Origin of the sequence: [Clostridium] citroniae WAL-17108 (assembly GCF_000233455.1) — a bacterium.
GTDB lineage: Bacteria > Bacillota > Clostridia > Lachnospirales > Lachnospiraceae > Enterocloster > Enterocloster citroniae.
This window is the reverse complement of sequence record NZ_JH376430.1, coordinates 64,911-77,235: the sequence shown is the minus strand read 5'-3', so window position 1 is coordinate 77,235 and position 12,325 is coordinate 64,911. Positions and strand designations below refer to the sequence as shown.

General features: G+C 50.8%; 11 protein-coding genes. 9 read left to right on the top strand and 2 right to left on the bottom strand.

The features are described 5' to 3' along the window. The 3 genes from HMPREF9469_RS26240 to clpX form a co-directional block, all read left to right on the top strand. A partial coding sequence (locus HMPREF9469_RS26240; protein WP_007869379.1) for an LCP family glycopolymer transferase occupies nucleotides 1-1,837 on the top strand: 1,837 nt, incomplete at its 5' end. 187 nt (nucleotides 1,838-2,024) lie between these two features. Further along, on the top strand, nucleotides 2,025-3,521 hold the full coding sequence (locus HMPREF9469_RS26235; protein WP_040417414.1) for a S1C family serine protease: 1,497 nt from the start codon (nucleotides 2,025-2,027) through the stop codon (nucleotides 3,519-3,521). A 145-nt stretch (nucleotides 3,522-3,666) separates the two neighbouring features. Continuing rightward, nucleotides 3,667-5,097, top strand: a complete 1,431-nt coding sequence (gene clpX, locus HMPREF9469_RS26230) for an ATP-dependent Clp protease ATP-binding subunit ClpX (RefSeq protein WP_007869375.1) — start codon at nucleotides 3,667-3,669, stop codon at nucleotides 5,095-5,097. A gap of 71 nt (nucleotides 5,098-5,168) precedes the next feature. Here the strand turns inward: clpX and HMPREF9469_RS26225 are convergent, their stop codons facing one another. Continuing rightward, nucleotides 5,169-6,920, bottom strand: a complete 1,752-nt coding sequence (locus HMPREF9469_RS26225) for a S8 family peptidase (protein ID WP_007869373.1) — start codon at nucleotides 6,918-6,920, stop codon at nucleotides 5,169-5,171. A 119-nt stretch (nucleotides 6,921-7,039) separates the two neighbouring features. Between HMPREF9469_RS26225 and HMPREF9469_RS26220 the strand changes: the two genes are divergently transcribed. Further along, nucleotides 7,040-7,519 (top strand): signal peptidase II, encoded by a 480-nt coding sequence (locus tag HMPREF9469_RS26220; protein WP_007869371.1) that lies wholly within the window; start codon nucleotides 7,040-7,042, stop codon nucleotides 7,517-7,519. Between the two features lie 192 nt (nucleotides 7,520-7,711). On the opposite strand, the gene HMPREF9469_RS26215 is transcribed toward HMPREF9469_RS26220, so the two are convergent. Next, nucleotides 7,712-8,071: a TIGR04086 family membrane protein gene (locus HMPREF9469_RS26215; RefSeq protein WP_007869370.1), complete on the bottom strand. Its 360-nt coding sequence runs from the start codon at nucleotides 8,069-8,071 to the stop codon at nucleotides 7,712-7,714. Nucleotides 8,072-8,223: 152 nt separating this feature from the next. Here HMPREF9469_RS26215 and scfA point away from each other — a divergent pair, with 152 nt between their 5' ends. The 5 genes from scfA (at nucleotide 8,224) to HMPREF9469_RS26190 (ending at nucleotide 12,219) form a co-directional block, all read left to right on the top strand. After that, nucleotides 8,224-8,370: a six-cysteine ranthipeptide SCIFF gene (gene scfA / locus HMPREF9469_RS26210; protein WP_002566540.1), complete on the top strand. Its 147-nt coding sequence runs from the start codon at nucleotides 8,224-8,226 to the stop codon at nucleotides 8,368-8,370. 204 nt (nucleotides 8,371-8,574) lie between these two features. After that, the gene (gene scfB / locus HMPREF9469_RS26205; protein WP_007869368.1) at nucleotides 8,575-9,978 is read left to right on the top strand and encodes a thioether cross-link-forming SCIFF peptide maturase; all 1,404 of its coding nucleotides are present in this window, start codon (nucleotides 8,575-8,577) and stop codon (nucleotides 9,976-9,978) included. 1 nt (nucleotide 9,979) lies between these two features. Next, nucleotides 9,980-11,125, top strand: a complete 1,146-nt coding sequence (gene tgt / locus HMPREF9469_RS26200) for a tRNA guanosine(34) transglycosylase Tgt (RefSeq protein ID WP_007869366.1) — start codon at nucleotides 9,980-9,982, stop codon at nucleotides 11,123-11,125. Between the two features lie 47 nt (nucleotides 11,126-11,172). Next, on the top strand, nucleotides 11,173-11,454 hold the full coding sequence (gene yajC, locus HMPREF9469_RS26195; protein ID WP_007869364.1) for a preprotein translocase subunit YajC: 282 nt from the start codon (nucleotides 11,173-11,175) through the stop codon (nucleotides 11,452-11,454). Between the two features lie 126 nt (nucleotides 11,455-11,580). Then, on the top strand, nucleotides 11,581-12,219 hold the full coding sequence (locus HMPREF9469_RS26190) for an HAD family hydrolase (RefSeq protein ID WP_007869362.1): 639 nt from the start codon (nucleotides 11,581-11,583) through the stop codon (nucleotides 12,217-12,219). Nucleotides 12,220-12,325: the final 106 nt, after the last annotated feature.

The window sequence follows — 12,325 nt, the reverse complement described above, 5'->3', positions numbered from 1 at the left end:
GTCCAGGCCGACCGGAGCCAGAGCCGGGGCGGAAACCGGAACCAGGCCGACCGGAGCCAGAGCCGGGGCGGAAACCGGGGCCAGACCGGCGGGGACCAGACGGGAAAGCCGCATTTATACACCGGAGGTCAACCTGGCAGATGACAGGGCATCCGGCGCCAGAGGGGCATCCCTTCGCAGGAACGGCAAGGATATATCGGACCGCAGCGCCGCCAAGGAGACTGCTGCAACAGATAAGGCAGCAGGCGAGACGAAGAAGTTTTACAGGATCATGCTGATCACCATGATCGTTCTGGAGTTTCTGATCATCCTGCCCGGGATTTTCGTGACCAGACAGTTTCTTAAAAAATATAATATGCTCCAGAGAGATCCCAAGTTTAATATTGAGCAGGAAACCAACCCTAACCTGAATGTGGATAAGGTTGCCAATATGAAGGGATACTGGACGGTTGCGCTTTTTGGCGTGGACAGCCGGAACAATTCCGTTGGAAAAGGCAATAACGCGGATGTTATCATCATTGCAAATGTTAACCAGGAAACCAGCGAAATCAAGCTGGTCAGTATTTTCAGGGACAGCTATCTGAATCTGGATGATGAAGGTTCCTATAACAAGATCAACCAGGCTTATTTCAGGGGAGGGCCGGAGCAGGCGATCAAGGCCCTGAACAAGAACCTGGATATACAGATTGACGATTACGCCACCTTTAACTGGAAGGCGGTGGCGGATGCCATCAATATTCTGGGCGGCGTGGATGTGGAATTGAGCAAGGCGGAATTTTATTACATTAACGCTTACATTACGGAAACCGTGGAGGCCACGGGGGTTGCATCCCAGCACCTGAAGTCTGCGGGAGTAAACCATTTGGACGGGGTCCAGGCAGTTGCCTACGCGCGTCTGCGCAAGATGGATACGGACTTTGCCCGTACGGAGCGCCAGCGGGAGATCATACAGAAGTGTTTTGACAAGTTGAAGACAGCGGATTTCGCAGTGATCAACAACGTTATGGAGGTTGTATTCAAACAGATCCTTACCAGTGTTACCCTGGATGATATCATCCCGGCAGCCAAGAGCCTGACAAAATATACCATTGCGGATACGGTAGGATTTCCAATGCAGAGAAGTGATGCCAATATGGGCAAAAAGGGCGACTGCGTCATTCCCCAGACCCTGGAGAGCAATGTGATCGCACTGCATCAGTTCCTGTTTGATGATGATGATTACCAGCCCAGTGACATGGTAAAGAAGATCAGTTCCAAGATATCGGCTGATTCAGGTATGTACAATGAAGGAAAATATATAGACAAGGTAGGTACTGACGGCGGATATATACCAAAGCCCACACAGAGTACGACCCAGGCCGCGGAGACTACCACTAAGGGCGAAGAGGAAGGTACGGATGTTAGTACCTCCGAGATCGATGAGGGAATCATTGACGGTGAGAACGAGTGGGATCTTGAGACCGATGAGTTCGGGGATATCATTGACCCGCCGGAGGATGAAAGTCCTGGTTCCCATCCGGGGACAACGCGGCCGTCAGGTACGACCCGTCCAAGCGGAAGCAGCTCAGCCACTATTCCCTATCCGGGTTATACCACCTCTCCGGCTGATGAAAGCAGTTCATCCGGTGTGTATCCAGGCTCCACCACGTCACCCGGCGGTGAAGTGACCGGGCCAGGCTCTACCACGGCCGCGTATCCGGGCAGTACCACCGGGACCTCGGCATCCTATCCGGGCAGCACCACCGGAACCTCAGCCGCGTATCCGGGCAGCACCACTACTACAGAGGGATATGTTCCCGAAGGACCGGGCTCTGTGATCATCGGACCGGGAAATTAACCTTTACCGGATACCTTTATCCAATGTAAAATAAGGGGGCCAGCAGGTTCACTGTAATTTATGACAGTGCCGGCTGGTCCCTTTTTAGTATTATATAAGAAAATGGTCACATATTTATCACAAATCATTGATACACTCTATTCAGAATCGGAAGATATGCGTGCAAATCAGGAAAGGGGATATATGAATGTACGATAATGATCAGGAATACGGTTGGAAATCATACGATAATCAGGGATATGAAGGCCGTCCATATAATGAACCGCAGTTTGACCAGGGACCCAATTTTAATCAGGGGCCGTCAGGGGGCCAGGGACCATTGGGAGGCCAAGGACCATTGGGAGGCCGGGGACCATTGGGAGACCGGCGTCCTCCAAAGAAAAGGGGCGGACTGTTAAAAAAAGCAGCTTTGATCACAGCAGGAGCGGTCCTGTTCGGAGGTGTTTCAGGAGGCGTCATGGTGGGCGTCCATGTGGCTGCTTCAAGATACTTGAACATTTATGCTTCAGCAGATCCTTCCGGCAAAGAAAACGGAGATCAGCCGGTTCCAGGCCCGGATAACGGCCAGATGGACGGAAAAGGGCAGAATGGGCAAAGCGGCCAGGGCGGATCAGGGTCCCACGAGAAAGTTCCCAACTCAGGAGGGGGAGGAGTGGCGGATGTGTCTGATATTGTGGAAGCGGCCATGCCTACGGTGGTAGCCATTACCAGCACCACTGTTTACCAGAGCAATAATTACGGCTATGGATGGTTTTTCGGCGGTCCCCAGACCTATGAAGTCCCCAGCTCAGGATCGGGGATCATCATAGGGGAAAATGACCAGGAACTGCTCATTGTGACTAATAACCATGTGGTGGAGAGTGCCTCCTCCATGAAAGTGGCATTTATAGATAACGAGGTAGTGGATGCAGTGATCAAGGGAACGGATGCGGAGACGGATCTTGCAGTGATCTCTGTTCCTCTGGACCAGATCAAAGCAGATACAAAGAGTAAGATATCCGTAGCCAAACTGGGAAGTTCAGATGACCTAAAGGTGGGGCAGGGCGTGATCGCCATCGGCAATGCGCTGGGATACGGCCAGTCCGTGACCGTGGGATATGTGAGCGCCCTGGACCGTGAGGTGCGGGTATCCAACAATGCCACCAGAACCCTGCTGCAGACTGATGCTGCCATTAACCCGGGCAACAGCGGAGGCGCCCTTTTGAATATGAAGGGGGAAGTGGTGGGAATCAATGCAGCCAAGTATTCGTCCACAGAGGTGGAGGGGATTGGATATGCGATCCCCATTTCCAAGGCCCAGGATATCATGAGCCAGCTCATGAACAGGAAGACCATGAATCCCGTGGAGGAGGCAAAGCGGGGATATCTGGGAATCCAGGGTACTACGGTAGATGAGGAGACGGCCAGCCTGTTCGGCATGCCCAGGGGAGTCTATGTATACAAGGTCCTGGGAGACGGGGCGGCGGCTGAATCGGATTTAAGGGATAAGGACATCATAACAAAGGTGGATGGACAGTCTGTCAAGACCATGACAGAACTTCAGGAGCTGTTAGCCTGTTATGAACTGGGGGAAGAGCTGGAGCTTACGGTCCAGACCCAGGAAAACGGACAATACCAGGAGCGTATTGTGCAGGTGACCCTGAAGTCCATGCCTCAGGAAGAACAAAGCAATCCTGCACAGTAAGTTAAATTTTTAAAAACAATATGAAATGAAAATGCTTCCTCTTGTTTGGGGAAGCATTTTGTTATATACTTATCCCAATGGCAGAAGATGGCCAGAGAGGCCCTGGAACCACGCAGGGATGCTTGTTACAGAGAGGAGAACTGACTTGGACGACAAAGACTATACCGAAGATGTGAAACCATCCGGTCAAGATAAAGAAGATAATAAGGAAGATGACAAATATGAGAAGGTCTGCTATATGTGCCGCAGGCCTGAGAGCAAGGCCGGTTCCATGATATCCATGCCCGGGGGAATGAACCTGTGTCATGATTGCATGCAGAAAGCTTTTGATTCGGTGACAAAGGGAGGAATGGATTTTTCCAAGTTTTCCAACATGCCGTATATGAATATGAACCTTAATGACCTGAACGTGACCCCTCCCGCGGTGGAGATCCCAAAGAAACAAAAGATCAAGAAAAAGTCCCAGGAACAGCCGGTCCTTACCATGAAGGACATACCCACGCCCCATGTGATCAAGGGAAAACTGGATGAGTATGTGATCGGACAGGAAAAGGCAAAAAAGGTGGTTTCAGTGGCCGTTTACAACCACTACAAGCGTGCTTTTTTGGACGGTAAGGCAGGGCAGGGAGAGGGAAATGCGGAAAATGCCGAGCCGGATGATGTGGTGATTGAGAAATCCAATATCCTGATGATAGGACCCACGGGAAGCGGGAAGACCTATCTGGTAAAGACATTGGCCCGCCTTTTGGACGTGCCTCTTGCCATTGCAGACGCCACCTCCCTAACCGAGGCCGGATATATCGGTGATGACATTGAAAGCGTGGTCTCCAAGCTTTTGGCCGCTGCTGATAACGATGTGGAGAGAGCCCAGCGGGGGATCATCTTCATTGATGAGATCGACAAGATTGCCAAGAAAAAGCAGACAAACACCAGGGACGTCAGCGGTGAGTCCGTGCAGCAGGAGCTTCTTAAGCTTCTGGAGGGAAGCACGGTGGAAGTGCCTGTGGGCTCCAACCAGAAGAATGCCATGACTCCCATGGCAACCGTGAACACGGATAATATCCTGTTTATCTGCGGAGGAGCATTTCCGGATCTGGAGGAGATCATTAAGGAAAGGCTTAAGAAAAAGTCCTCCATGGGATTTGGCTCTGTCCTCAAGGATACATATGACAGTGATCCCAATATACTGAGCCATGTAACCAATGAAGACCTGCGCACCTTCGGTATGATTCCCGAGTTCCTGGGAAGGCTGCCGGTGACAGTGACCCTTCAGGGGCTTACAGAGGATATGATGGTCCGTATTTTAAAGGAACCCAGGAATGCCATTACCAAGCAATATGAAAAGCTGCTGTCCATGGACGAGGTCAGGCTTGTGTTTGAGGATGACGCCCTTATGTGGATTGCCGAAGAAGCACTGAAAAGGGGAACCGGCGCAAGGGCTCTTCGGGCAATTCTGGAAGAGTTTATGCTGGATATCATGTATGAGATACCCAAGGACCCCAACATTGGTTCTGTTGTGGTGACACGTCCTTACCTGGAGAAGAACGGCGGACCGCTGATCCAGATGAGAGGATGAGAATGAAGTTGAGGATGGGAGGACGGTCCCCAGGACGGCCCGGTGCGGCAAAACGGCAGTCTAAGGGGAATTTACTCCCGTAACCGTAAAAATGTTTCATATAGATCCAGGGCTCCGTATCCCCACTCCCTGTTGGGATACGACAGCGCTGGATTTCTTCTTGCCCCCCGGATCAGGTAAGCCTTGATCGAGGCCTCACTCATGGTAATATTATTTCCTTCCACAATTCCCCATCCTAAAAGATTGGCAGCAGCGCCGGCAACGTGTGCGGCGGCAACCGAGGTTCCGGTCCTGGTGGTCATGGGAACGGAGGTTCCAATCCTGCGTCCGATGGCAGGTCCGCTTACATCAACGCCCGGGGCTGCCAGATCCGGCTTGATCAGTCCTCCCACCGTGTATCCGCGGCTGGAGTGAATGTAGATGCTGTTGTTCAGATGGTTGTAGGCGCCCACTGTGATGGGAGAAGGGGCATTTCCCGGAAGCGTGATGGTGGTGTAAGGACTGGGAGTCAGGAACACGGTTTCCTCCGAGATCAGGTTGTGGGTGGGAAGCCACATGTTAAATTGGCCTGTAAGAAACTGGGTATTGTATACGCGTATTTTCCAGATTCCGGTCGTGGGGGCTTCAAAACGCATAAAAATAAGCTGCCTTCCCGACCCCGCTTCAATCAGCTGGTAATTCACGGTAATGACCGTGGGTTCCAAAAGGAAAGGGATAGAGGTTTCATTTCCGGCTATAATAGGAATACGGCTTATGGTTTCCCCGCTGGGGGAAAGAAATCCAACGGAATATGTGTCAATGGTGGAGGCCCACAGCTCAACCACGAATCCCCGCTGGGATTCCGGCTGCCCCACGCGGATCTCCACATCAACAGAAGACTCTCCTGTGGGTATGGTGCCCATGTAGTGATGACCCCGTCCTGTCTCATTGCCGGCTGCAATAACAGTTGCCGTGCCCAGATACCGGCTGATGTCCTGGAGCATTACGCTGAGAGGGGATGTTCCCTCGTGGCTGCCCAGATTGGAGCCAATGCCGAGAAGGATGACCAACGGTTTTCCGCGGCTGAATGCCTCCACGCGCAGATACTTGATTCCCATCATGATATCATTTTCCTGGTAAGCGTCAGCATCGCTGCTGACAAGGTAGAAATCGCGCAGATATTGTTTGGCAGGTTTTAGCTTGACGATCAGCAGTTCGCATTCCGGGGCGGCTCCGGTAAAATCTTCCTCAGGCAGGAAGCCGCCGGCGGCAATACCGGCCAGAAAGGTTCCGTGTCCATTGGTGTCCGTAGATGGGACCAGGGCAAGTGGATCATCGGATTCCAGGGCCTGGTTGATCTGTTCCCTGGTATACTCTGTGCCATAGGTCGCTCCGCTGGCATTATACCGGTTGGGTACGCCCGGCGGAATCAGGGTTTTATCCTCCGGCAGGCTCTGATCCCAGATGCTGTTGATCCTGGTGGTCCCGTCCGGATTCCGGAACAGGGGATTGGTATAGTCGATTCCCGTGTCAATGATGCCAATGAGTACACCGCGCCCCCGGTTGCCCAGGGCAGGGGATGAATGGGTGGAAAGGATACCGGAAGCTTCCATGCTGGAACTGTCTAAAAGCGTGTACAGTCCGGGGATACTGTAGTAGGAAGTCCGCCTTAATGATATGGGTTCCACAGTGTCCAAGGGAGTATATATAATACTGAAGTCAGTGCTTACAAAGTCCATACAGGGAATGTCTTCCGGGTTACCGATAATTTGCTGCTGGCTTCCGTAACGGTAGATAAAGTCAGCAATGGTTTCTGAGGCTGAGTTAAAAGGGCAGTCTGCCATGACATACCTCGTACAGGGTATTTGCTATTATTATATGCTGAATTTTAGAAACCTTTCACTGGACGGCAGTGTGAAACCATAGTAGAATGAAAGAAAAGCGTGGAAAGGAAGGCGGACATATGATTTATGGTTGGATAATAGGCGGTCTGGCGGCGCTGGATCTTGGCATAAAAAGTGTGATCGAAAGCGAGGAGGATGATACATTTCCAAGAGATCTGCCCTCAGCCAAGGGCCTGATCAAGGTTCACAAGAATCACAACGCAGGTTTTCCCTTTGGATTTATGAAGGAGCGGCCGGAACTGGTCAAAGGGATTCCGCTCATGGTCATCTCAGCCATGGCCGGCGCCCTGTGCGCCCTGCTCCAGGACAAAGGAAAGACAGCCCAGAAAGCGGGGATTGCCATTATCATAGGCGGAGCTCTCAGCAATCTCTACGACAGAGTGGTCCGGGGCTATGTGGTGGATTATTTTTCCATCGAATGGGAGCCGATCAAGAAAGTGGTATTCAATCTGGGAGACATGTTCGTATTTCTGGGAAGCACGATCATTATGCTGGAGCAGACAGCAAAAAGCCTGGCCGAGGTCAGGAAAAAGAAATAGGTAAGAAAAATAGATAAAAAGTACAAGGAAAAATAAGTAAAGAAACACAAACGAAAGAAGACCGCAGTCTCCCCAAGACCGCGGCCTTTTTCTAACCGGCGATTTAAGTGGTGAAGGGGGAGCGGTACAGCAGTGGGTGAGAGGAATGGATGTACCTATCTCCACCCCCCCACCTACCCCCCAAGTCCCCCCTTAACTGATCATTCCCCCAATGGTTCCGCCCAGGGCGCATACGCCCATGACTGTCACGGAACGTTCCATATCAATTGGTGAACCCATGTTCATGGCCCAGGATACAGCGAACAGGACCACAAAATAGAACAGACCGGCCAGAAGCCCCCAGAAGAACCGGCGCTGCCTGATCCCTTTTCCGGCAACAAAACCGCCTGCCAGACAGGTGATAAAGTAAACTGCATACACCATGAGGTTTACCTGTCCCTCTTTCAAATGCAGTTTATACAGGGCAAATGCCAGGGCGGCCAGGAGGATTCCGGACAGCACGTAGGAAATGAGCAGGGAGCGGACCATGGGCTTAACGATACCATTTTCCATAGGATTATTCTCCTTCATAAGAATCTATGTTGCAGTATATTCCCGGAGGCGCCGTGAATATGACAAACCTTTGTAATTTACCGTTGCAAGGGGCTTTAACCTGTGTTATAATTTCAAGGAATTATATTTTGGATAAGAGGAGGTGCCGTAATATGAAGCACGTTAAGACATTGAATACGAATACCTTGAAGGATACCATGAAAAAGGGCGGATGCGGCGAGTGCCAGACTTCCTGCCAGTCAGCATGTAAGACATCCTGCACCGTTGGAAACCAGAGCTGCGAGAACGCTAACCGCTAGAGTGTATTTTATAAACACACGTTAGCATTGCTCAGACAGATCAAAGATACGTAAGGAAATTTGGTATAAAGCCCCTATGGTCGCTGGGATTATAGGGGCTTTGCCACGCAAAGGGATGGGCCGGTACTATGACAATGGGGAGTGTGATCGATCAATATCCCCTGCCGCACCGCAAAAGGCCCCTTAGAAAGAGAGAGTAGATTCGTGATTCATCAATTTATTAATAATGGTTACCATATTATACTGGATGTGAACAGCGGTTCCGTCCATGTGGTAGACCCTGTCGTATATGACGCAGTGGCGGTGGTGTCAGAGCTGGTTCCGGAGATGGAAAAGCCTGAACCCTTGTCTTCCAAGGTCAAGTCTGATGTATTTGACCGCCTGTGGGGCAAATACACACCCGAGGAGCTGGGAGAGGCCCTTGAGGACATCGAGGAGCTGATCGCCATGGAGCAGCTTCTTACAAAGGATATTTACCGTGATTTTGTTGTGGATTTTAAGCAGCGCAAGACAGTGGTCAAGGCCCTTTGCCTTCACATTGCCCATGACTGCAACCTGGCCTGCAGATATTGTTTTGCAGAGGAAGGGGAATACCACGGCCGCCGTGCCCTGATGAGCTATGAGGTTGGCAAAAAGGCCCTGGATTTCCTCATTGCCAATTCGGGGAACAGGGAGCATCTGGAAGTGGACTTTTTTGGCGGTGAGCCGCTGATGAACTGGGACGTGGTGAAGCGCCTGGTGGAATACGGCCGTTCCCAGGAGGCGGAGCACCATAAGAAATTCCGTTTTACCATCACCACCAACGGCGTGCTTTTAAATGACGAGATCATGGATTTCTGCAACAGGGAGATGAGCAACGTGGTCATGAGCCTGGACGGACGCAAGGATATCAATGATAAGATGCGCCCCTTCCGCAATGGCAGCGGCAGCTATGACCTGACTGTTCCCAAATTCCAGAAATTCGCCAAAAGCCGCGGCCAGAAGGACTATTATGTGCGGGGGACATTTACAAGGAACAATCTGGATTTTGCAGAGGATGTGCTCCACTATGCGGATCTGGGATTTGAGCAGATGTCCATGGAACCCGTGGTATCTGATCCGGCTGAGGATTATTCCATCCGCAGAGAGGATCTTCCGGCCATCCTTAAGGAGTATGACAAGCTGGCCCTGGAATATATCAAGCGCAAAAAAGAGGGAAGGGGATTTAACTTCTTCCATTTTATGCTGGATCTGAAAGCAGGCCCCTGTGTAGCAAAACGTATGGCGGGCTGCGGTTCAGGCACCGAGTACCTGGCGGTTACCCCATGGGGGGACTTCTATCCCTGCCATCAGTTTGTGGGCAATGAAGAATTTCTCATGGGAAATGTGGACACTGGTATTGTGAACACGGATATAAGGGATGAATTTAAGACCTGCAACGTGTATGCCAAGGAAGGCTGCAAGGACTGTTTTGCAAGATTCTACTGCAGCGGCGGATGTTCAGCCAATGCATACAATTCCAGCGGATCCATTAACGGCGCTTACGAGATCGGCTGCGAGATGCAGAAAAAGCGTATTGAGTGCGCCATCATGATCAAAGCTGCTCTTGCAGATGAAGAGGCTGAATAATATGAAATATCAGGTTATAACAAAGGACCAAAAAGCAAAGCGGGCCAGAATGGAGACCGTACACGGTGTTATAGAAACTCCGGTATTCATGAATGTGGGAACCGTGGGCGCCATTAAGGGCGCGGTTTCAACCGATGACCTTAGGGAGATCGGCACTCAGGTGGAACTGTCCAACACCTACCATCTCCATGTGCGCACAGGGGATAAGCTGATCAAAGAATTTGGCGGACTTCACAAATTCATGAGCTGGGACAGACCTATTCTCACGGATTCCGGCGGATTTCAGGTGTTTTCCCTGACCAAGCTGCGCAAGATTAAAGAAGAAGGCGTTTATTTTAACTCGCATATAGACGGGCATAAGATATTCATGGGACCGGAGGAGAGCATGCAGATCCAGTCAAATCTGGGTTCCACCATTGCCATGGCATTTGATGAATGTCCTCCCAGTCATGCCAGTGATGAGTATATCCGCCAGTCCGTTGACCGCACCACCAGATGGCTGGCCCGCTGTAAGGAAGAGATGGCCCGTTTAAACGGACTGCCGGATACCGTGAACAGGGAACAGCTGCTGTTTGGAATCAACCAGGGCGGTGTGGTGGATGAGATCCGGATCCAGCATGCCAAGACCATACGGGAGATGGACCTGGACGGCTATGCGGTGGGTGGACTTGCTGTGGGGGAAAGCCATGAGGAAATGTACCACATCCTGGATGTGACCGTTCCCCATCTGCCCGAGGACAAGCCCGTTTACCTTATGGGAGTTGGAACCCCGGCCAATATCCTGGAAGCAGTGGACCGCGGAGTGGATTTCTTCGACTGCGTGTATCCGTCCAGAAACGGACGCCATGGCCACGTGTACACCAACCATGGAAAACTGAACCTGTTTAACCAGAAATATGAGCTGGACAGCAGGCCCATTGAAGAAGGCTGCGGGTGCCCGGCGTGCAGATCCTACAGCAGGGCTTATATCCGCCATCTGCTGAAGGCGAAAGAAATGCTGGGAATGAGATTATGCACCTTGCATAATTTGTATTTTTATAATACAATGATGAAAGAGATTCGCGACGCCATCGAGGAGCACCGCTACAGTGAGTACAAAGCGGCCAAGCTTGCAGGCATGGAGAGCTCTCTAAAGGCTAATGAATAATTAACTACTGTGGCGAGGCGGCAGTAGATGTGAAGGAGGAAGTGAGAATGAATACAAGTAGTCCGATATTCTGGATTCTCTATATTGTTCTTCTGGGTGGTATGTTATATTTTATGGCAATCCGTCCTCAGAAGAAGGAGAAGCAGAGACAGCAGGAGCTGTTAAACAGCGTTGCAGTAGGAGATACCATACTGACCAGCAGCGGATTTTACGGTGTAATCATCGATATGACAGATGATACTGTAATCGTTGAATTCGGCAACAACAAGAACTGCCGTATTCCTATGCAGAAGGCTGCCATTGCTCAAGTTGAGAAAGCGGAAGCCTAACATGACATGAAACCCGGGGCATTGTCCCGGGTTTTCTGTATATAAGATTACACAGTCTATAAGATCTTACAGTCTATAAAGTTTTGCAGTCTATAAAATTTAGCAGTCTTCCAGGAGGTAAATTGGATGATTAAACATATAGTCTTTGATATGGGACAGGTTCTGGTAAGTTACGTGGGAGATCTGGTCTGCCAGAAGTGCATAGAGGATGAACAGGAGAGGAAGGAAGTGAGCACATCCGTATTTGTGTCCCCGGAGTGGATCCTTCTGGACATGGGTGTCATGCCGGAGGAGGAGGCCCTTAAGAAAATGCAGGACCGCCTGGACACGGAGCACAAGCGGGATATGGCTGCCTGGTGCTTTTGGCATTGGCACGAATACAACATGAGACCTAAGGAAGGAATGGAGGAAGTGGTAAGATGGCTTAAATCCATGGGGTATGGGATCTATCTCTGCTCCAATGCATCGGTGCGCCTCCTGACTTGCTATAAAGAGGTGATACCTGCCATTGACTGTTTTGACGGGGTTTTGTTTTCCGCGGATGTCCAGTGCTTAAAGCCGCAGAAGGAGATGTACCAGCATCTGTTTGACCGTTTCCGCCTGAAACCGGAGGAGTGTTTTTTTATCGATGACCTGAGTCTGAACATAGAGGGGGCACGCAGGTGTGGGATGGACGGATACTGTTTTGAGGACGGGGATGTAGGGAAACTGAAGGAAGTCCTGGGTTCCTTAAACCGCCAGCAGCCGCATTTTAATGAAAAGTAGTGGTAAGTATGGCAATCAATGGTAAGTGACGGATGTTTGTGGTAAGTATGGCAATTCTTATGATGGATATACATAGAAAAAGCTCCGTACCAATTGGTACGGAGCC